3 protein-coding genes are annotated in these 23483 nt (G+C 74.3%); 2 read left to right on the top strand and 1 reads right to left on the bottom strand.

Going from position 1 to position 23483, the window contains the following annotated elements:
* Window positions 1-203: 203 nt before the first annotated feature.
* Together ACWGJM_RS22745 and ACWGJM_RS22740 are read left to right on the top strand one after the other, a co-directional pair.
* Window positions 204-16475, top strand: a complete 16272-nt coding sequence (locus tag ACWGJM_RS22745) for an SDR family NAD(P)-dependent oxidoreductase (protein ID WP_453413499.1) — start codon at window positions 204-206, stop codon at window positions 16473-16475.
* Window positions 16476-16482: 7 nt separating this feature from the next.
* A complete protein-coding gene (locus ACWGJM_RS22740) occupies window positions 16483-21714 on the top strand; it encodes an SDR family NAD(P)-dependent oxidoreductase (RefSeq protein WP_453413498.1) in 5232 nt (1743 codons plus the stop codon).
* Between the two features lie 78 nt (window positions 21715-21792).
* On the opposite strand, the gene ACWGJM_RS22735 is transcribed toward ACWGJM_RS22740, so the two are convergent.
* The coding region (locus tag ACWGJM_RS22735) for an NHL repeat-containing protein (RefSeq protein ID WP_453413497.1) at window positions 21793-23483 on the bottom strand (1691 nt) is incomplete at its 5' end.

Here is a 23483-nt window from a genome sequence, read left to right as displayed (position 1 = left end):
GCCCATCGCGGTGACCCCGCGTCAGGGCCTGTCGTCAAATTCCCGTCGTCCGCCCGAACGCCGCCAGGCAGGCGGGAATTTGACGACAGGCCCTGGAAGGCACCCGTCCGCCCGGTGACGCGATGTCACCGGGCGGACCGCGAACGTCCCGGACCACAGAAGTTCCCTCCGTCCGCTGCGGACAACGAAGGTGTGGAGTGCAGATGACTGAGCCCGGAAACCCCGGCACCCACGGCGGTCCGACCGGTGAGACCGCGGCGACCGCGGCGGCGGAGTCCCCGCTCGTACGTGACCTCGCGGCGCTGCCGACCGCCGAGCAGACGTACGTCCTGCTGGGCCTGGTACGCGAGCACACGCTCGCCGTGCTGCGCTCCAAGCACGCCGACGTGCCCGACTCCGTGGCGGGCGCGGGCTCACCACCGCCGGTCGACACGGACCGGTCCTTCAAGGACCTCGGCCTCGACTCCGTGGCCCTGCTGGAGCTTCAGAACCGGCTGAACGAGGCCACCGGTCTGACGCTGCCGCCGACCGTCGCCTTCGACCACCCCTCACCGGCCGAACTCGCCGCGCACCTGCGCACCGAGGTCCTCGGCCTGCCCGAGAGCGAGGCGGCCCCCGCGGTGCGCCCGGCGGTGGCGAACGACGAGCCGATCGCGATCGTCGGCATCGGCTGCCGCTACCCGGGCGGGGTGGCCTCCCCGGAGGACCTGTGGCGGCTGATCGAGGCCGGCGAGCACGTCCGCGACCCCTTCCCCACCGACCGCGGCTGGGACCTCGAGACCCTGTTCTCCGACGACCCCTCCACACCCGGCACCACCTATGTGCGGCACGGCGGATTCCTGCCGGACGCCGCCGAGTTCGACGCGGACTTCTTCGGCATCAGCCCGCGCGAGGCCCTCGCGATGGACCCGCAGCAGCGGCTGGTGCTGGAGACGGTGTGGGAGGCCATCGAGCGGGCCGGCATCGACCCGGGCGCGCTGCGCGGCACCGAGGCGGGCGTGTACATCGCGGCCGAGCCGCAGGAGTACGCGATGCGCCTGCACGAGGCCCCGGACGGCCTCGACGGCTATCTGCTCAGCGGTAACGCCCCAAGCGTCATCTCCGGCCGGGTCGCCTACGTCCTCGGGCTGGCCGGGCCCGCCCTGACCGTCGACACCGCCTGCTCCGGTTCCCTGGTCGGCGTCCACCTCGGCGTGCAGGCGCTTCAGCGCGGCGAGTGCTCGCTGGCGCTGGCCGGCGGTGTGGCCGTGATGGGCAGCCCGGGCACGTTCACCGCGTTCAGCCGGCAGCGGGGCCTGGCGCCCGACGGGGTCGTGAAGGCGTTCGCCGCCGCGGCGGACGGCACCGCGTTCGCCGAGGGCGTCGGCGTGTTCGTCCTTGAGCGGCTGTCCGACGCGCGCGCCAACGGCCACCCGGTCGTCGGTGTCATCCGGGGCTCCGCCATCAACCAGGACGGCGCCTCCAACGGCCTGACCGCGCCCAGCGGCCGGGCCCAGCAGCAGGTCATCCGCCAGGCCCTGGCCAACGCGGGCCTGACCGCCGGGCAGGTGGACGCGGTCGAGGCGCACGGCACGGGCACCACGCTGGGCGACCCGGTCGAGGCCCGCGCGATCATCGCCACGTACGGGCGGGACCGCGACGGGGACACGCCGCTGTGGCTCGGCTCGGCGAAGTCGAACATCGGCCACACCCAGGCGGCGGCCGGCGCGGCCGGCGTCATCAAGATGCTCATGGCCATGCGCCACGACACGCTGCCGAAGACCCTGCACATCGACGAGCCCACCCCCAACGTCGACTGGACGGCGGGCGAGGTGCGCCTGCTGACCGAGCCGGTCACCTGGCCGCGCGGCGAGGAGCCGCGCCGCGCGGGCGTGTCCTCGTTCGGTGTGAGCGGCACCAACGCGCACCTCGTCGTGGAAGAGCCGCCGGCCGAGGACACCGACGACCCCGACGACGGCGGGCGCAGCGGGGACACCGAGCCGCGATGCGCCGCGCCCGTGCCGCTCGTGGTCTCCGCCGCCACCGCCGGCGCGCTGCGCGCCCAGGCCGAGCGGCTGCTGGAGCACGCCACCGACGCCGACGCCTCCCCCGCCGATCTCGCCCTGTCGCTGGCCACTTCGCGGGCCGCGCTGCGCCACCGGGGCGTGGTCGTCGCCGAGGACCGCGACGAGGTGCTGGCCGGGCTGCGCGCTCTGGCCTCCGGCCAGGAGTCCGCGGCCGTCCACTCCGGCAGCGCCGACGGCGGCCGGCTGGCGTTCCTGTTCACCGGGCAGGGCAGCCAGCGCCTGGGCATGGGCCGGGAGCTGTACGACACCGAGCCGGTGTTCGCCGCCGCCCTCGACGCCGCGGCCGGCCACCTCGACCTCCAGCTGGAGCGCCCGCTGCGCGAGGTGCTGTTCGCCGCGGAGGGCAGCGACGAGGCCGCGCTCCTCGACGAGACCGCGTACGCCCAGCCCGCCCTGTTCGCCGTGGAAGTGGCCCTGTTCCGGCTGCTGGAGTCCTGGGGGGTGCGCCCCGACCACCTGGCCGGGCACTCCATCGGCGAGCTGGCCGCCGCGCACGTCGCCGGTGTGCTGTCGCTGGAGGACGCGGCGACGCTGGTGGCCGCGCGCGGCCGGCTGATGCAGGAGCTGCCCGCGGGCGGCGCGATGACCGCGATCGAGGCCACCGAGGAGGAGGTGCTGCCGCTGCTGACCGGCGCGGTGAGCATCGCCGCGGTCAACGGCCCGCGCTCGGTGGTCGTCTCCGGCGAGGCGGCCGCGGTCGAGGCGGTCGCCGCCCGGCTGGCGGCGGACGGGCACCGTACCAAGGCGCTGCGGGTCAGCCACGCCTTCCACTCCCCGCTGATGGAGCCGATGCTCGCGGAGTTCCGGCAGCTCGCGGAGATCCTGGACTACCACGCGCCGCGCATCCCGATCGTGTCCACGCTGACCGGGCGGGCCGCCACCGCCGAGGAGCTGTGCTCCCCCGAGTACTGGGTGCGGCACGTCCGCGAGGCCGTGCGCTTCCACGACGGCGTGCGCGCCCTGACCGGCCTCGGCGTCACCACCTTCCTCGAACTCGGCCCCGACCCGGTCCTGTCGGGCATGGGCCGCGAGATCCTCGACGGCGCGCCGGACGCGGAGTTCGCCGCCGCGCTGCGCCGCGGCCATGCCGAGCGCCGGCAGCTGACGGCCGCGCTGGCCCGGGTGCACGCGCGCGGCACCCGAGTGGACTGGACGGCGTACTTCGCCGGAAGCGGTGCGCGCCGCGTCCAGCTGCCCACGTACGCCTTCCAGCGCGAGCGCTACTGGCTGTCCGCGCCGGCCGGGCGCGGCGAGGCGTCCGGGCTCGGCCAGATCGCCGTGGACCATCCGCTGCTGGGCGCGGTGGTGCCCCTCGCGGACACCGGCGCGACGGTGCTGACCGGGCGGATCTCGACGCGCTCCCAGGAGTGGCTCGCCGACCATGTGATCGCGGGCACCACGCTGCTGCCGGGCACCGCGTTCGTGGAACTCGCGCTGCGCGCGGGCGAGGAGACCGGACTCACCCGCCTCGACGAGCTGATCATGGAGGCGCCGCTGGTCCTGCCGGCCACCGGCGCCGTCGCCCTCCAGATCGTGGTGGACCCGCCGGCCGCCGGCGGCCGCCGTACGATCGCCTTCCACTCCCGCGACGAGGACGCCCCCGCCGACGCGCCCTGGACCCGCAACGCCTCCGGTGTGCTGGCCGCCGAGGACACCACCGGTGAGCGGTTCGAGGCGACGGTGTGGCCGCCGCGCGGCGCCGAGGCCGTCGACCTGGCCGGCCTCTACGAGGAACTCGCCGGGCAGGGCTACGAGTACGGCCCGTCCTTCCACGGCCTGAAGGCCGTCTGGCGCGGCTCGGGCGAGGCGTTCGCCGAGGTCGCGCTGCCGGCCGGGGTGGCCGGGCAGGCGGGCGGGTTCGGCCTGCACCCGGCGCTGCTGGACGCGGTCCTCCAGGCCACCGACTTCGCCGCGCCCGAGCAGGCCGGCGACGGCCCCCGGCTGCCGTTCGCCTGGTCGGGCGTGAGCCTGCGCGCCGCCGGTGCGGCCGCGCTGCGGGTGCGGATCACGCCGGCAGGCAACGACTCGGTGACGCTGGACCTGGCGGGCCCCGACGGGCGCTTCGTCGGCCGGGTCGAGTCCTTCACGGTACGGCCGGTGGACACCGAGCGGCTGCGCGGCGCGGGCCGCGAAGCGCTCTTCCACCTCACCTGGACGCCGCACCCCGTGCCCGTCCCGGGCGCGGACGCGCCGCTCACCGTCGCCCACCCCGTCCCGGCGGCCCCGGCAGACCTGGCGGACACAGCCGTGCCCGAGCGGGTACGGGCCGCGACCGGCGATGTGCTGGCCGCACTCCAGGCCTGGCTCGCCGACGAACGCTCCGCGAACGGGCGGCTGGTCGTCCTCACCCGGGGCGCGGTCGCCGCCGCACCGGGCGAGGAGCCGGACCTCGCCCAGGCGCCGGTGTGGGGCCTGGTGCGCTCCGCTCAGGCCGAACACCCCGGCCGGTTCGTGCTGGTGGACTCCGACGGTTCGATCGAGGACTCCGAACTGATGCGGCTGGTGGCCGGTCTGACGGAGAGTGAGGCGGCCGTCCGGGACGGCGCGTTCCTCGTGCCGCGACTGGCCACCGTGTCCGACGCGCCGGCGGGAGCCGCCCCGTGGGGTCCGGACGGCACGGTCCTGATCACCGGCGGCACCGGCGGCGTCGGCGCCGCGGTGGCCCGCCACCTCGTCACCGAGCACGGCGTACGCCACCTGCTGCTGACCGGCCGACGGGGCCCCGACGCCCCCGGTGCCGGCGAACTCGCCGCCGAACTGGGCGAGTCGGGCGCCGAGGTCACGGTCGCCGCCGTCGACGTCGCCGACCGGGCCGCGCTCGCCGCCGTCCTCGACGCCATCCCCGCCGACCGGCCGCTGACGGCGGTCGTGCACGCGGCCGGTGTGATCGACGACGGTCTCGTGGAGTCCCTCGACGCCGGGCGGCTGGACACCGTACTGCGGCCCAAGGCCGACGGTGCCTGGCACCTGCACGAGCTGACCCGCGAGACGGACCTGACGGCGTTCGTGCTGTTCTCGTCCACGGCGACCTTCCTCGACGGCGCCGGCCAGGCCAACTACGCCGCCGCCAACGTCTTCCTCGACGCGCTCGCCGCCCACCGCCGCGCCGCCGGGCTGCCCGCGACCTCGCTCGCCTGGGGCCTGTGGACCGGCGTCGGCGGCATGGGCGCGGCACTGGACGAGGCCGCGCTGCGCCGCATCGACCGGCTGGGCCTCCAGGTGCTGACCCCGGCCGAGAACCTGGCCCTGCTGGACGGGGGCGTCACCACCGACGCCGCGGCCCTGGTGCCCGTACGGTTCAACCTGCGCACCCTCCAGGCCCGCGCCGACCTGCCGGACGTGCTGCGCGGCCTGGTCCGCCCGGCCCGCCGCAGCGCGGCCACGGGCACGGCGGACGTGGAGGAGTCGCTGGCCCGCCAGCTGGCCGGACTGTCCCGGGCCGAGCGCGGGGAGGCCCTGCTCGACCTGGTGCGCACCCAGGTCGCGGCGGTCCTCGGCCACGACGGCGCCGACCGCGTCAACGCCACGCGTGCCTTCAACGAGATGGGCTTCGACTCGCTCGCCGCCGTCGAACTGCGCAACCGGCTCGGCGCGGCCATCGGCGTCCCCCTCGCGGCCACCCTCATCTTCGACTACCCCTCCCCCACCGCGCTCGCCGACCATCTCGCGGCCCGCCTCGGGGACACCGACCGGGACACCCGCGGCGCCTCCCCTGCCGTGGCCGTCGCCGCCACGGACGACGACCCGATCGCCATCGTCGGCATGGCCTGCCGCTATCCGGGCGGTGTCGGCTCGCCCGAGGAGCTGTGGGAGCTGGTCCGCGAGGGCCGGGACGCGATCTCCGCGTTCCCCACCGACCGCGGCTGGGACTCCGACGTCTTCGACCCCGAGCCCGGCAAGACCGGCAAGAGCCTCACCGACCAGGGCGGATTCCTCTACGAAGCGGCCGAGTTCGACGCCGAGTTCTTCGGCATCAGCCCCCGCGAGGCCCAGGCCATGGACCCGCAGCAGCGGCTCCTGCTGGAGACCGCCTGGGAGACCTTCGAACGCGCGGGCATCGACCCGCACACCCTGCACGGCAGCGACACCGGCGTCTTCGCCGGCGTGATGTACCACGACTGGGGCCTGCGCCTCGGCCCGCTGCCCGAGCAGCTCGCGGGCTACCACGGCAACGGCAGCCTGGCCAGCGTCGTCTCCGGCCGCGTCGCCTACGCCCTGGGCCTGGAGGGCCCGGCGGTCACCGTCGACACCGCCTGCTCCTCCTCCCTGGTCGCGATGCACTGGGCCGCGCAGGCCCTGCGGCGCGGCGAGTGCGGCCTCGCCCTCGCGGGTGGCGTCACCGTCATGTCCACCCCTGACACGTTCGTGGACATGAGCCGGCAGGGCGGTCTCGCCGCCGACGGCCGCTGCAAGTCCTTCGGCAGCGGCGCCGACGGCACCGGCTGGGGCGAGGGCGTGGGCCTGCTGCTCCTGGAGCGGCTGTCCGACGCCGAGGCCAACGGCCACCGCGTCCTCGGCCTGCTGCGCGGCTCCGCCGTCAACTCCGACGGCGCCTCCAACGGCCTCACCGCCCCCAACGGCCCCTCCCAGCAGCGGGTCATCCGGCGCGCCCTCCAGGACGCCGGCCTCACCACCGACGACGTCGACGTCGTCGAGGGCCACGGCACGGGCACCACCCTGGGCGACCCGATCGAGGCGCAGGCGCTGATCGCGACGTACGGCCAGGACCGCGACGCGGACAAGCCGCTGTGGCTGGGCTCCCTGAAGTCCAACATCGGCCACACCCAGGCCGCCGCCGGTGTCGCCGGTGTCATCAAGATGGTCCAGGCCCTCCAGCACGACGTCATGCCGCGCACCCTGCACGCCGGCGAGCCCTCCCCGCAGGTCTCCTGGGAACTCGGAGCGGTCGAGCTGCTGAACGAGGAGGTCGCCTGGCCCGCCGGGGACCGCCCGCGCCGCGCGGGCATCTCCTCCTTCGGCATCAGCGGTACGAACGCCCACGTCATCCTGGAGGAGGCCCCGACCGCGGCCGAACCGGGCCCGGAATCCGACGGGTTCGTGCCGTCGCTGGTGCCGTGGGTGGTCTCCGGCCGCACCCCGGAGGCCGTCCGCGCGCAGGCGGCACGCCTGGCCGCCTACGCCGAGGACCTCGACGACACGGCCGTCGCCTCCGCCGGACGCGCGCTGGCCACCCGCCGCGCCCGGCTCGACCACCGGGCCGTGGTCGCCGGCGAGACCCGCGCCGAGCTGCTGGCGGGGCTGTCCGCGCTGGCCGAGGGCGCGGTGTCGGCGGACGTCGTCACCGGATCCGTACGCGAAGGAAAGACCGCCTTCCTGTTCACCGGTCAGGGCGCGCAGCGGCTGGGCATGGGGCGTGAACTGCACGCCGCGTTCCCGGTGTTCGCCGCCGCGCTGGACGAGGTCGTGGCGGCCGTGGACGCCTACCTGGAGCGGCCGTTGTACGAGGTGATCTGGGGTGAGGACGAGGAGCTGCTGAACAGCACCGCGTACACCCAGCCCGCCCTGTTCGCGGTGGAGACGGCTCTGTACCGGCTGGTGGAGTCCTGGGGCATCCGCCCCGACTACCTCGCCGGGCACTCCATCGGCGAGATCACCGCGGCCCACGTCTCCGGAGCGATCTCCCTGGAGGACGCGGCCCGCCTGGTGACCGCACGCGGACGCCTGATGCAGGCCCTCCCGGCAGGCGGCGCGATGGCCGCCATCCAGGCGACCGAGGACGAGATCCTCCCGGTCCTGTCCGACACGGTCGGCATCGCCGCCATCAACAGCCCCACCTCCGTGGTGGTTTCGGGTGTCGAGGCCGACGTGGAAGCGATCGTCGCCCAGTTCTCCGAGCAGGGCCGCAAGACCACCCGCCTCCGTGTCTCCCACGCCTTCCACTCCCCCCTGATGGACCCGGCCCTCGCCGACTTCCACCAGGTCGCGGAGACCATCACGGTCGAAGCGCCCCGGATCCCGGTCGTCTCCGGCGTCCATGGCGAGGTGACCGACGACTGGGGCACCCCCGACTACTGGACTCGCCACCTCCGCGAAGCCGTCCGCTTCGCCGACACCGTCACCCACCTCAACGAACGCGGAGTCACCCGCTTCCTCGAACTGGGCCCCGACGCGATCCTGACCGCCCTCACCCAGGCCACACTCGACGACACCGTGGTCGAAGCGGCCGTACGCAAGAACCGCCCGGAACCGCGCACCCTCCTGACCGCCGTGGCCGGCCTGTTCACCGCGGGCGTCGGGGTCGACTGGACGGCGTACTTCGGTGCGGCGGAGGACCGTTGGGAGGATCTGCCGACCTACGTCTTCCAGCACCAGCGGTACTGGCTGGAGGGTGCGGCGATTGGCGGGGCCGGGCTGGGTTCGGCCGGTCTTGAGGCGGTGGAGCACCCGCTGCTGAGCGCGGTCGTGGACGCCGCCGACTCCGGTGACGTGGTCCTGACGGGCCGGCTGTCGGTGGACACGCAGCCGTGGCTGGCCGACCACGACGTCCTGGGGACCGTGCTGCTGCCGGGCACCGGCTTCGTCGAGCTCGCCGTCCGGGCGGGCGACCAGGTCGGCTGCGAGAAGATCGAGGAGCTGCTGCTGGAGGCGCCGCTGATCGTCCCCGCGCGGGGCGGAGTGGCCCTTCAGGTGCGGGTGGGCGCCCCGGACGCCTCGGGCGCCCGCGCGATCGGCATCCACTCGCGCGGCTCCGACCCGGACGCGCCGTGGACCCGGCACGCTTACGGCACGCTGGTGCCGGGCGGTCAGGCACCCGCGTTCGACCTGGTCCAGTGGCCGCCGGCCGACGCCACCGCGCTGGAGGTCTCCGGCGCGTACGAGCGGCTGCTGGAGCGGGGTTACGTCTACGGGCCGGTGTTCCAGGGGCTGAAGGCCGCCTGGGTGCGCGGCGACGACGTGTTCGCCGAGGTGGCCCTGCCGGAGCAGGCCCACGGTGATGCCGCCCGCTTCGGTCTGCACCCGGCGCTGCTGGATGCCGCCATGCACGCCGACCTGCTCGGCGGGGACGGGGCGGCCGAGGGTGACACGCTGCTGCCGTTCTCCTGGAACGGGGTGACGCTGCACGCGGCCGGTACGTCCGTGCTGCGCGTGCAGATCCGCCGGCTCAGGGGTGACGAGCTCTCGGAGATCCTGGTCGCGGACGAGACCGGGGCACCGGTGGCGACCGTGGAGTCGCTGGTGTCGCGCCCGGTGTCCGAGGAGCAGCTGGCGGCGGCGGCCGACGGCACGGGCGCGGCCCTGCACCGCGTCGAGTGGCTGCGGGCCGGTGCCCCGGCGGAGGCCGGGGACGCGGAGGGCGTCACGGTGTACGCGGTGCCGGTGCCGGACGGCGGGGACGCCGCCGCTCGGGCCCGTACGGCCGTGCGCGAGGTGCTCGCGCGGGTCCAGGAGTGGCCGGCCGGTGACGCGTCCGCGACGGCCCGGCTCGCCGTGGTCACCCGTGGCGCGCAGGCCGTCCTGCCCGGCGAGGACGCCGATCCGGCGCAGACCGCCGTGTGGGGTCTGGTGCGGGCGGCCGAGGCCGAGAACCCGGGGCGTTTCGTCCTGGTGGACGTGGCGGCCGACGCCGCCGACGTGAACGCGGACGTCGCCGCGGCGGTGGCCGTCGGCGAGAGCGAGTCGGCGGTGCGCGGTGGTGAGGTGCGGGTGCCGCGCCTGACCCGGGTCACCGGGCCGGCCGGGACGCCGGTGTGGAGCTCCACCGGCACGGTGCTGATCACCGGCGGGACGAGCGGTCTGGGTGCGCTGGTGGCCCGCCGGCTGGTCACCGAACACGGCGTACGGCACCTGCTGCTGACCAGCCGGCGCGGCCCCGACGCCCCGGCGGCCCGTGAACTGGTCGCGGAGCTCGGCGAGTTCGGTGCCTCGGTCGCGGTGGCCGCGGTCGACGTCACCGACCGGGAGGCGCTGGCGGCCGTACTGGCCGGGATGGACCCGGCGCACCCGCTCAGCGGTGTGGTGCACGCCGCCGCGGTGGCCGGGGGCGGCCTTGTGGGCTCGCTGACGGCCGACGGGGTCGAGACGGTGCTGCGGCCGAAGACCGACGGCGCCTGGCACCTGCACGAGCTGACCCGCGAGCTGGAGCTGACGGCGTTCGTGCTGTTCTCCTCGGCGGGCGGCTCGGTGCTGGCGGCCGGGCAGGCCGACTACGCCGCCGCGAACGCCTTCCTCGACGGCCTCGCCGTGCATCGCCGGGCGCTCGGACTGCCCGCGTCGGCACCGGCGTTCGGCATGTGGGAGCTCAGCACGGGTCTGGGCGGCGACCTCACCGACGCCGACCTGGACAGGATGCGTCGCCTGGGCCTGCCCGCCCTGACGGTCGCGGAGGGCCTGGCCCTGTTCGACGCGGCCGTGGCCGGCGAGGACGCCGTGGTGCTGCCGCTGAAGCTGGACGCGGCGGCGCTCGCCGCCCGGGGCGACGACCTGCCGGCGCTGCTGCGCGGCAAGGTGCGCGGCCCGGTCCGCCGTACCGCCCGTACGGAGGCGGCGGAGGTCGGCGAGCTCGAGCGGCGGCTGGCCGGAGTGCCGACGCAGGAGCGGGACCGTATCGTCCTGGACCTGGTGCGCACCCATGTGGCGACGGTGCTCGGGCACCCGTCGGCGGACGCGGTGGGCCCGGAGACGGCCTTCCGCGAGCAGGGCTTCGACTCGCTGGCCGCGGTCGAGCTGCGCAACCAGCTGGGTGCGGCCACCGGGCTGAGGCTGCCCGCCACGCTGGTCTTCGACTACCCCAACTCCCGTGCGGTGGCGGGCTTCATCGTGGAGAAGCTGTCGGCCTCGGCGCCGACGGCCGCCCCGGCGCCCGCCGTCCGTACCGCCGCCCCGGCCGGCGCGGACGACCCGATCGCGATCGTCGCGGTCAGCTGCCGCTTCCCCGGCGGGGTGCGCTCCGCCGACGACCTGTGGCGGCTGGTCGCCGAGGGCCGGGACGCCATCGGCGGCTTCCCCGCCGACCGCGGCTGGGACGTCGGCGCCCTGTACGACCCGGAGCCGGGCACGCCCGGCAAGACGTACGCCAAGGACGGCGGTTTCCTGTACGACGCTGCCGAGTTCGACGCCGACTTCTTCGGGATCATGCCGAAGGAGGCCCTGGCCATGGACCCGCAGCAGCGGCTGCTCCTCGAGGCCGCGTGGGAGACGTTCGAGCGGGCGGGCATCGACCCGCACACCCTGCGCGGCAGCCGCACCGGCGTGTACGCGGGCATCATGTACCACGAGTACGGCAGCAGGGTGAGCGACGTCCCGGAGGACCTGGCCGCGTACCTCGGCAACGGCAGCGCGGGCAGCATCGCCTCCGGCCGGGTGGCGTACACACTGGGCCTGGAGGGCCCGGCCGTCACGGTCGACACCGCGTGCTCCTCGTCCCTGGTGAGCCTGCACATGGCCTGCCAGGCACTGCGCACGGGTGAGATCACGATGGCGCTGGCCGGCGGTGTCACCGTGATGCCGACGCCGGACCTGTTCGTCGACTTCAGCCAGCAGCGCGGGCTGGCCGCCGACGGCCGCTCGAAGGCGTTCGCGGGTGCCGCGGACGGCACCAGCTGGTCGGAGGGCATCGGCCTGCTGCTGGTGGAGCGCCTCTCCGATGCGGAGCGGCTCGGCCACCCGGTGCTCGCGGTGATCCGCGGCTCGGCCGTCAACCAGGACGGCGCGAGCAACGGCCTCACCGCCCCCAACGGCCCCTCCCAGCAGCGGGTCATCCAGCAGGCACTGGCCGCCGCCGGCCTGAGCACCGCGGATGTCGACGCGGTCGAGGGCCACGGCACCGGCACCAAGCTCGGCGACCCGATCGAGGCCCAGGCACTGCTGGCGACCTACGGGCAGGGCCGCGACGCGGACAAGCCGCTGTGGCTCGGCTCGATCAAGTCGAACATCGGTCACGCGCAGGCGGCGGCCGGTGTCAGCGGCGTCATCAAGATGGTGATGGCCCTGCGCAACGGGGTGCTGCCCAAGACGCTGCACGTGGACCAGCCGTCCCCGCACGTCGACTGGGAGGCCGGCGACGTCAGGCTGCTGACGGAGGCCAGGGAGTGGCCCTCCGCCGGCCGTCCGCGCCGGGCGGGCGTCTCGTCCTTCGGCCTCAGCGGCACCAACGCCCACGTCATCCTGGAGGAGGCGCCGAACCGCACGGAGGAGGCCGCCCCCGCTCAGGAGCCGGCCGCGCCGGCGCCGGTGCTGCTGCCGGTGTCCGCGAAGAACGCCAAGTCCCTGCCCCGGCAGGCCGAGGCCCTGCGCGCCCACCTGGAGGCCCACCCCGAGCAGTCCCTGCGCGACGTCGGCCGCTCCCTGGCCGTCTCGCGCGCGGACCTCGACCACCGCGCGGTGATCATCGCCGACGACCGGGCAGCCGCCGTACGGGAGTTGGCGAAGCTCGCCGAGGAGACGGAGTCCGCGGACGTCGTCACCGGCGGCCCGGTGGACGGGGCGACCGCGTTCCTGTTCACCGGTCAGGGCGCGCAGCGGCTGGGCATGGGGCGTGAACTGCACGCCGTGTTCCCGGTGTTCGCCGCCGCGCTGGACGAGGTCGCGGCGGCCGTGGACGCCTACCTGGAGCGGCCGTTGTACGAGGTGATCTGGGGCGAGGACGAGGAGCTGCTGAACAGCACCGCGTACACCCAGCCCGCCCTGTTCGCGGTCGAGACGGCTCTGTACCGGCTGGTGGAGTCCTGGGGCATCCGCCCCGACTACCTCGCCGGACACTCCATCGGCGAGATCACCGCGGCCCACGTCTCCGGAGCCATCTCCCTGGAGGACGCGGCCCGGCTCGTGACCGCGCGCGGACGCCTGATGCAGGCCCTCCCGGCAGGCGGCGCGATGGCCGCCATCCAGGCGACGGAGGACGAGATCCTCCCGGTCCTGTCCGACACGGTCGGCATCGCCGCGATCAACAGCCCCACCTCCGTGGTGGTTTCGGGTGTCGAGGCCGATGTCGAGGCGATCGTCGCCGACTTCGCGTCACGTGGCCGCAAGACCACCCGTCTCCGCGTCTCCCACGCCTTCCACTCCCCGCTCATGGACCCGGCCCTGTCGGAGTTCCACCTGGTCGCGGAGAGCGTGGCCGTCGGTGCACCGCGGATCCCGGTCGTGGCCGGTGTCCACGGCACCATCAGCGAGGACTGGGGCACCCCGGACTACTGGACCCGCCACCTGCGCGAAGCCGTCCGCTTCGCCGACACCGTCACCCACCTCGACGAACGCGGAGTGACCCGCTTCCTGGAGCTGGGCCCGGACGCCGTCCTGTCCGCGCTCACCCGGGCCACCGTCGACGACGCCGTGGTCGAGGCGGCCGTACGCAAGAACCGCCCCGAGGCCGGCACCCTGCTGGCCGCCGTGGCCCGGCTGCACGTGACCGGCGCTCCGGTCGACTGGGCGGCGTTCTACCCGGGCGCGAGCCGGGTCGAGTTGCCGACGTACGCCTTCGAACGGCGGACGTACTGGCTCGACGGTCCGGCGGGGGCGCCCACGGGTGACGTCACCAGCCTGGGGCAGCGGCCGGCCGAGCACCCGCTGCTGGGGGCGGTGGTGGTGTCGCCGGAGGGCGGCGGTGTGGTGCTCACCAGCAATCTGTCGGTGCGCACCCACCCGTGGCTGGCCGACCACGACGTCCTCGGCACCGTGCTGCTGCCCGGTACTGGGTACATCGAACTGGCCATCCGCGCCGGTGAGGAAGTCGGCTGCGACGTGGTCGAGGAGCTCACCATCGAGGCGCTGATGCCGATGCGGGAGGACGGCGGCGGGCTCGCCGTGCAGGTCGTCGTCGACCCCGCCGACGGCACCGGGCGGCGGTCGCTGAGCGTGTACTCGCGGCCCGACGACGCCGACGCGGACACCCCCTGGACCCGGCACGCCAGTGGTGTGCTGGCGCCGGGCGCGCAGCCCGCGCCGGCCGCCGAGTCGTTCGCCGGGAACGCCGCCGTCTGGCCGCCGGAGGGCGCCGAGGCGGTCGACATCTCCGACGTGTACGACTACCTGACCGGCCAGGGCTACGGGTACGGGCCCATGTTCCGCTGCCTGCGCGGTATCTGGACGCGCGGCAAGGAGACCTTCGTCGAGGTGTCGCTGCCGGAGGACAACCTCGCGGTGGGCTCCGAGTACCGGATCCACCCGTCGATCCTGGACGGCTCGCTGAGCGCGACGGACTTCATGGACGGGCGCAAGCCGCAGGACGTCGGCGGCACCCAGCTGCCGTTCGCCTGGGAGGGCGTGACGCTGCACGCGGCCGGCGCCTCGCAGCTGCGCGGCCGGATCACCGCCGTCGAGGGTCACAAGTCGCAGGGCTCCGACGCCGTCCGGCTGGAGCTGGCCGACCCGAACGGCACCCCGGTGGCCACCATCGAGTCCCTGGTCGTACGGCCCGTCACGGCGGCCCGGGTCAACGCCGCCGCGGCGGCCGGACGCAGCGAGCGGACGTCGATGTTCCACCTGGAGTGGAACCAGCTGCCGCTGGGCGCGAGCCACACGGCGACCGCCGACGGCTGGGCGGTGCTCGGCGACGCCGGCCATGCGCCCGAGGGCGTCGCCGCCTACCCGGACCTGGCCGCCCTGACCGGCGCGCTGGACGCGGGCGGCGCGGTGCCCGAGGTGGTGCTGCTGCCGGTGACCGGCGCCGGCGGCGACGTCCCGGACTCCGTACGGCAGGTGTCGGGCGGTGTCCTGGAGGTACTCCGGGGCTGGCTCGACGACCACCGCTTCGGGCGGTCCCGGCTGGTCGTCCTTACCCGGGGCGCGGTCACCGCGAGGGACACCGACACCGTGGACCTGGCGCAGGCGCCGGTGTGGGGCCTGCTGCGGTCGGCCGCGGAGGAGAACCCGGGCCGGTTCGTCCTGGTGGACACCGACGGCTCGGACGCCGCCCGCCAGGCGCTGCCCGCCATCCTCGCCACCGGTGAGCCGGAGTGCGCCGTGCGCGGCGGCGAGGTCAAGGTGCCGCGGCTGGCCCGGGTGCCCGCCGGACAGGTCACCACCGCGCTGCCGTGGAACGGCGACGGTACGGTCCTCGTCACCGGCGGCACCAGCGGCCTGGGCGCCATCGTCGCCCGCCACCTGGTCACCGAGCACGGCGTACGGCACCTGCTGCTGACCAGCAGGCGGGGCGCCGAGGCGCCGGGCGCGGCCGAACTCGCCGCCGAACTCCTGGAGTCGGGCGCCGAGGTCACGCTGGCCGCCTGCGACGTGTCGGACCCCGCGGCGATCGACGCGCTGCTCGCCGCCGTGCCCGCCGACCGCCCGCTGACCGCGGTGGTGCACGCGGCGGCCCTGATGGACAACGCGCTCATCGCCCAGCTCACGCCCGAGCAGCTGGACACGGTGCTGCGGCCCAAGGCGGACGCGGCCTGGTACCTGCACGAGGCGACCCGCGAGCTGGACCTGGCTGCGTTCGTGCTGTTCTCCTCCTGCGCCGGACTGGTCGTCGGCGCCGGTCAGGGCAACTACGCGGCGGCCAACCGCTTCCTGGACGCCCTCGCCGCGCACCGCCGGGAGCAGGGCCTGCCCGGCACGGCGCTGGCGTTCGGCCTGTGGGAGACGAAGACCGGTCTGGGCGGCGGCGTCAACGACGCCGACCTCGGCCGGATGCGCTCGCTGGGTCTGCCGGCGCTGCCCACCGCCGAGGGCCTGGAGCTGTTCGACGAGGCGCTGACCCTCGACGAGGCGATGATCGCGCCCATCCGGGTCGACGCCGCCGCGCGGGGCGCCAACCCCGGCGAGCCGCCCGTACTGCTGCGGGACGTGCTGCGGCAGGAGCAGCCCGCGCCGAAGCGCCAGGAGGTGCGCGCCCCGTCGGTCACGGCCGCCGCGGCGGCCACCGGCGGGCAGTCCCTGGAGGAGCGGCTGGCGCGGATGCGGCCGATGGACCGGGAGGCGGCGGTGCTCGACCTCATCCGGACCGAGGTGGCGGCCGTCAGCCACGCCGACCCCGAGGGACTCGACGTCAACAAGGGCTTCACGGACCTCGGTCTGGACTCCCTGGCGGCGATCGACCTGCGCAACCGGCTCCAGTCGGCGACCGGGATGCGGCTGCCGGCGACGATGATGTTCGACTATCCCAGCCCGGTCGTGATGGCGGAGTTCCTGCTGGAGGAGCTCATGCCGGGCATCGAGGAGTACGAGGAGGAGGCCGGGCCCGCCGAGCCGCAGACCGCCGCCCCGGCAACGCAGGACGACGAGTCGATCCGCGACCTGCTCACGTCGATCCCGGTCGCCGCGCTGCGCGAGGCGGGCCTCCTCGACGCGCTGCTCGCCCTCGCCCCGGCCGACCCTGCCGCGTCGGGCGGCGGTGCGGCCCCGGCGGACCAGGGGGCCGACCGCAGCGACGAGATCAAGAGCATGGACATCGACGACCTGGTGCGCGCCGCGCTTGCGTCCGCCGAACCGAACCAGACCGAGGACTGAGGTCATCGTGGAAGCATCAGTCGAACAACTAGTAGCCGCCCTGCGGCAGTCGATGCTGGACAACGAGAAGCTTCGCCGGCAGAACGGCGAACTCGCCGAGCAGGCCGCCAAGGTGAGCGAGCCGGTCGCGGTGGTCGGCATGGCCTGCCGCTACCCCGGCGGGGTCGACTCCCCGGAGGGCCTGTGGGAGTTGCTGGCCGAGGGGCGCGACGGGGTCTCCCAGTTCCCCACCGACCGCGGCTGGGCCACGGAGGAGATGTACGACCCCGAGCCGGGCAAGCTCAACCGTACGATCACCACCGAGGGCGGATTCCTCTACGACGCCGGTGACTTCGACGCCACGCTGTTCGGCATCTCGCCGCGCGAGGCGCTCGGTCTGGACCCGCAGCAGCGTCTGCTCCTGGAGACCGCGCACGAGGCGATCGAACGGGCGGGCATCGCCCCGCACACCCTGCGCAAGAGCAAGACGGGTGTGTTCGGCGGCGTGATGTACCACGACTACGGCCCCGGCACGAGCGACGGCAGCCTGGTCACCGGCCGGGTCGCGTTCAGCCTGGGCCTGGAGGGCCCGGCGCTCACCATCGACACCGCCTGCTCCTCCTCCCTGGTAGCCATCCACCTCGCCGCCCAGTCCCTGCGCTCCGGCGAGTCCACGCTCGCCCTGGCGGGTGGCGTCACGGTGATGACCGAGCCGGACATGTTCCTGTACTTCAGTCACCAGCGGGGCATGGCGTCGGACGGCCGCTGCAAGTCCTTCGCGGCGTCGGCCGACGGCACCGGCTGCTCCGAAGGTGTCGGTGTCATCGTCCTGGAGCGGCTGGCGGACGCCCGCCGCAACGGCCACCCCGTGCTGGCGGTGATCCGGGGCTCCGCCGTCAACCAGGACGGCGCCTCCAGCAGCATGACCGCCCCCAACGGCCCCTCCCAGCAACGCGTGATCCGCGCCGCCCTGGACAACGCCGGCCTGACCATCGCCGACGTCGACGCCGTCGAGGCCCACGGCACCGGCACCAAACTCGGCGACCCCATCGAAGCCCAGGCCGTCCTGGCGACGTACGGCCGCCGGGACTCCGACTCGAAGCCCCTGTACCTGGGTTCGCTGAAGTCGAACCTGGCCCACACCCAGGCCGCGGCGGGCGTCGGCGGGGTCATCAAGATGATCCTCGCCCTGCACCACGAAGTCCTGCCCCGGACCCTCCACCTCGACGAGCCCACCCCGCACGTCGACTGGGAAGCCGGACACGTACGGCTGCTGACCGAGGCCGTGCCCTGGCCGGCCGGGGAGCGTCCGCGCCGCGCGGGGGTGTCGTCGTTCGGCCTGAGCGGCACCAACGCCCACATCATCGTCGAGGAGGCGCCCGCCGAGGACACCACGGAGGCCCCCGAGCACCGGGAGCTGCCCGCGGTGCCGGTGGTGGTCACGGCCCGCAGCACCAAGGCCCTCACCGAGCAGGCCGCCCGGCTGCACGCGCGCGTGGCGGCCCAGCAGGACCTGTCCCTGACCGACCTCGCCCACGCGACCGCGACGACCCGCACCCCGCACGAACACCGGGCCGTGGTCGTCGCCGAGTCACGCGAGGAACTCCTCACGGGTCTCTCCGCCCTGGCCGAGGGCGACACCGCGAGCGGCCCCGGGGTGATCCAGGGGCTCACGCGGGAGGGCAGGACGGCGTTCCTGTTCACGGGGCAGGGTGCGCAGCGGCTGGGGATGGGGCGTGAACTGCACGCCGCGTTCCCGGTGTTCGCGCAGGCGCTGGACGAGGTCGTGGCGGCCGTGGACGCCCACCTGGACCGGCCGTTGTACGAGGTGATCTGGGGCGAGGACGAGGAGCTGCTGAACAGCACTGCCTACACCCAGCCCGCCCTGTTCGCGGTGGAGACGGCTCTGTACCGGCTGGTGGAGTCCTGGGGCATCCGCCCCGACTACCTCGCCGGGCACTCCATCGGCGAGATCACCGCGGCCCACGTGTCCGGGGCGATCTCCCTGGAGGACGCGGCCCGACTGGTCACCGCACGCGGACGCCTGATGCAGGCCCTCCCGACAGGCGGCGCGATGGCCGCCATCCAGGCGACCGAGGACGAAATCGTCCCGCTGCTGTCCGACACGGTCGGCATCGCAGCCATCAACAGCCCCACCTCCGTAGTGGTTTCAGGTGTCGAGGCGGACGTGGACGCGATCGTCGCCGATTTCTCGGAGCGCGGCCGCAAGACCACCCGCCTCCGCGTCTCCCACGCCTTCCACTCCCCCCTGATGGACCCGGCCCTCGCCGAGTTCCGCCAGGTCGCCGAGACCGTCACCGTCAACGCACCGCGCATCCCGGTGGTCGCGGGCGTCCACGGCGAGGTGACCGACGACTGGGGCACCCCCGACTACTGGACCCGCCACCTGCGCGAAGCCGTCCGCTTCGCCGACACCGTCACCTTCCTGCACGGCAAGGGCATCACCCGCTTCCTGGAGCTGGGCCCGGACGCGATCCTGTCCGCGCTCGCCCAGGCCACGCTCGATGCCGAGGACACGGTCGTCATCGCCCCGGCCCTGCGCCGGAACCGGCCCGAGAACGCGACGCTCGTCGCCGGGCTGGCCCGCCTGTTCGCGGTGGGTGCCCGGGTCGACTGGGCGGCGTTCTACGAGGGCACGGGCGCCCGGCGCGTCGACCTGCCGACGTACCCCTTCCAGCGGGAACGGTTCTGGATCATCGAGAACCAGGGCGGCGGGGACCCGGCCTCCCTCGGTCTCGCCGCCGCCGACCATCCGCTGCTCGGCGCGGTCGTCTCCGCCCCGGACGACGACGGCGTGACGTTCACCGGCCGCCTCGCGCTCGACACCCACCCCTGGCTGGCCGACCACGACGTCCTCGGCACCGTGCTGCTGCCCGGCACCGGCTTCGTCGAACTCGCCCTCTACGCAGGCGAACAGACCGGCCACCCCACCCTGGAAGAGCTGATTCTCCAGGCCCCGCTCGTCCTGCCCGAGCAGGGCGGGGTGGCGATCCGGGTCACGGTCGGCGCCGAGGAGGCGGGCGAGCGTGCGATCCGTATCCACTCGCGGCACGAGCAGGCCGCCCCGGAGGCCCCGTGGCTGCTGCACGCCGAGGGCGTCCTCGGCGCCGGTACGGTCGCGCCCGCCGCCGACCTCACGGCCTGGCCCCCGGCCGGTGCCACCGAGGTGACGGTGGACAACGCCTACGAGCTGCTCTTCCAGCAGGGTTACGACTACGGTCCCGTCTTCCAGGGGCTCAAGGCCGTCTGGCGGGACGGCGACACGGTCTTCGCCGAGGTCGCCCTGCCCGAGGAGACCCACGAGGAGGCCGCCGGGTTCGGCGTGCACCCCGCCCTGCTCGACGCGACCATGCACGCCCTAGGCGTCGGCGAGCACATCACCGGCGAGGAGCCCACGGAACTCCCCTTCTCCTGGTCCGGCGTCACCCTGCACGCGGTCGGCGCCGCCGCCCTGCGCGTCCGTATCACCAAGGACGAGGTCGGCAACCTGTCCCTGACCCTCGCCGACCGGGACGGCAGCCCGGTCGCCTCGGTCGGCTCGCTGGCGTTCCGGCCGGTGTCGCAGGAGCAGTTGGCCGGCGGGCGGCAGGAGTCGCTGTACGAGATCGGCTGGCGTCCGGTGCCGGTCGTCTCCGGCGGTGAGGGCGCCCACCGGTCGTGGGAGGACGTGTCCGGTGCCGACGAGCTGGTCTCGGGGGCGGTCGTGTACGTGGTCCCGCAGACCGAGGGACCGGTCCCCGAGGCCGTACGCATCACCACAGGCCGGGCCCTGACAGTCATTCAGCAGTGGCTGTCCGACGCCCGTTTCACCGACTCCACCCTCGTCGTGGTCACCCGTGGCGCCGTGGCCGTGGCCGACGACGAGACCGTGGACCTCGGCCAGGCGCCCGTGTGGGGCCTGATCCGCGCCGCCCAGGCCGAGAACCCCGGCCGCATCCAGATCACGGACATCGCCGAGGGCCTCGACGGCATCGCGGCGGTGCTCACCTCCGGCGAGCCGGAGAGCGCCGTGCGCGCGGGCGAGGTGTGGGTGCCCCGGCTGGCTCCGGTCACCACGGCCACCGGCGACAGGCCGGCGCTCGACCCCGAGGGCACCGTGCTGATCACCGGCGGTACGGGGGGCATCGGCGCACATCTGGCCCGCCACCTCGTCACCGAGTACGGGGCGCAGCACCTGCTGCTGACCAGCCGCCGCGGCCCCGCGGCCGAGGGAGCCGCCGAACTCGCCGCGGAACTGCGCGAGTCGGGCGCGGAGGTGACCATCGCGGCGTGTGACGTCTCCGACCGCCGGGCGCTGGAACAGCTCCTGTCAGGCGTCCGTCTGACCGGCGTGGTCCACGCGGCGGGGACGGGCGACAACGGCCTGATCCCCACCATGACCCCCGACCGCCTGGACGCCGTCCTCGCCCCCAAGGCGGACGCGGCCTGGCACCTGCACGAACTCACCACCGAGCAGCCTCTCGCCCTGTTCACCCTCATCTCCTCCGCCGGCGGCCTCACCCTCGCCGCCGGACAGGCCAACTACGCCGCCGCCAACACCTTCCTCGACGCCCTCGCCACCCGCCGGCACGCCGAGGGGAAGACCGCCAACGCCCTCGCCTACGGCCTGTGGAACGCGCGGACCGGCCTGATGGAGGCGGTGGAGGAGGACGTACGGCTGATGGCGGCCCGGGGTCTGCCCGCGCTGGAGGTCGCCGAGGCGCTCGCGCTGTTCGACGCGGCGCACGCCTCCGGGCGGGCCGCCACCGTACCGCTGCGGGTCGACACCGGCACACTACGCTCGCGGGCCGACGAACTGCCAGCGCTGCTGAAGGGATTGCTGCCGCAGGCCTCGCGGTCCCTGGAGCGGGCCGACGGACGCGGTTCCGACCCGGCGGCACTGGTCGCACGGCTGTCGGGACTCTCCCCGAAGGAGCGCGAGCAGGAGCTGCTGGACCTGGTCCGCGCCCAGGCGGCCGCCGTACTCGGCCACGCCGGACAGGACGCGGTCCGGCCGGACCGCGGCTTCCTGGACCTCGGCTTCGACTCACTGACCGCGCTGGAGCTGCGCAACCGGCTGGGCGGGCTCACCGGCTGCCGGCTGACGCCGACGCTGATCTTCGACTACCCGTCACCGGACAAGCTCGCCGCGCACCTGCGTGAGCTGCTGTTCGGCCCGGACGACGCGGCCGACGACCTGAGCGGCGCCAGCGCCGAGGAACTCTTCGACATCCTGGACGGGGAGGGCCTGCTGAACTGACGGCCGAACTGACGGCGAGACGCCGAGAAGAAGCCGCCCGGGCGCCGTGCTCCCGGGCGGCTCTGAGCGTCTGCTGGTTCAGCTGGCCAAGGTCGTCGGCTGTGCGGTGTCGTTGGCGGTCTGGGGGAGGATGGTGCCGGTCAGGGGTACGGGTGCGTGGCGTCCGATGACGGCGCGGCCGTCGGTGCGGGTGCCGGGCTGGGCCTTGTCGAGGGCGCGCAGGGGGAAGGTGTAGGTGAGGGTGCCCCGGTCGCTGCTGGTGGTGTTGACGTGGGGGTTGCCGGTGACCACGACGGTGGTGCCGTTGTTTTGGATGTTGCTTTCCAGGTGGCCGGTCACGACGCCGTCGGGGGAGTCGTAGTAGCCGTAGAAGGGCTGGCCGGTGAAGGCGAAGCCGGTGGGGGCGGTGAACGTCTGGGTGATCACTCCCGGGTTGACGGGCTGGCCGGAGGCTGAGCTGATCTCCATGAGGAGCAGGGTGGGGGTGCCGGGCTTGGCCTGTGGGGGGAAGGCCTGCTTGATGGTCAGGTCGGTCTCGTCGGAGACCGGGGCGGGGACGACGACGTTGACCGGGATGGTGAAGACGTTGTCGACCAGTCGGGTGTCGCCGGCGTAGTCGATGCGCACGGTGGCCCAGTAGGTGCCCGGGGCGGCGTTGGGCCGGGCGATGACCTGGAAGACGCCGTCGAGGGATCCCTGGTTGGGCAGCAGGTGGGCGCCGGGGAAGCTGCGCGTGCACTGCTGCGCGGAGCAGCCCGGCTCCACACCGACCAGCTGCGAGGGGAGGGTGAGGGTGACGGTGACCTTGCCGCCTTCGACCATGGCCGGGCCCCAGCTGCGCACCCGCACGCCCAGGCCGAACAGCTGGCCCTGCTGTACCGTGCCGGGCGCGACCGGCTCCCCGTACAGATCCGCGCTCGGCGTCTCCGGCTGATCGGGCGTGCTCTGCCCGGCGGTGCGCACCTGGCGGATGCGGTGGTTGTAGCGGTCGGCGATGCAGACGTTGCCGGAGGCGTCCACAGCCACGTCGAAGGGGTGGTACAGGTAGCTGGAGGTGGCCGTCCCGTCGCCGTTCCAGCCGGCCGTGCCGCTCCCGGCGACCGTCTGGATCCACCCGTCGGGCGTCACCTTGCGGATGCGGTGGTTGTTCTGGTCGGCGATACAGACGTTGCCCGCAGCGTCCACCGCCACACCGGCGGGGTAGTTCAGCCGGGAGGATGTCGCGCGGTTGTCGCCGTTGAAGCCGGCCGTGCCGTCGCCGGCGATGGTGGAGATCCTGCCGGTGTTCTGATCGACCTTGCGGATGCGGTGGTTGTGGGGGTCGGCGATGTAGACGTTGCCGGAGGAATCCACCGCCACACCAGTGGGGTAGTGCAGCCGGGAGGAGGTGGCCTGACCGTCATTGTCGAACCCGGCGGTCCCGTTCCCCGCGACCGTCCGGATCCGCCCGTCGGGTGACACCTTGCGGATGCGGTGGTTGTGGTAGTCGGCGATGTAGACGTTGCCGGAGGAATCCACCGCCACACCAGTGGGGTAGTGCAGCTGGGAGGAGGTGGCCTGACCGTCACCGTTGAAGCCCGCCTGCCCGTTCCCCGCGATCGTCCACACCTGTCCCTCGGGCGAAACCTTGCGCACCCGGTGGTTGTGCTGGTCGGCGATGTAGACGTTGCCCGAGGAATCCACCGCCACACCAGTGGGGTAGTGCAGCTGGGAGGAGGTGGCCTGACCGTCACCGTTGAAGCCCGCCTGCCCGTTCCCCGCGATCGTCC

The organism is Streptomyces sp. NPDC054834 (assembly GCF_053611185.1).
Note: the sequence above shows the minus strand (reverse complement) of the source record. Positions and strands in the feature narration are given on the sequence as shown.

What these genes read in the sequence shown, in the direction of transcription:
- ACWGJM_RS22745 (WP_453413499.1), top strand. Translation starts at nt 204, where the DNA reads ATGACTGAGCCCGGAAACCCCGGCACCCACGGCGGTCCGACCGGTGAG.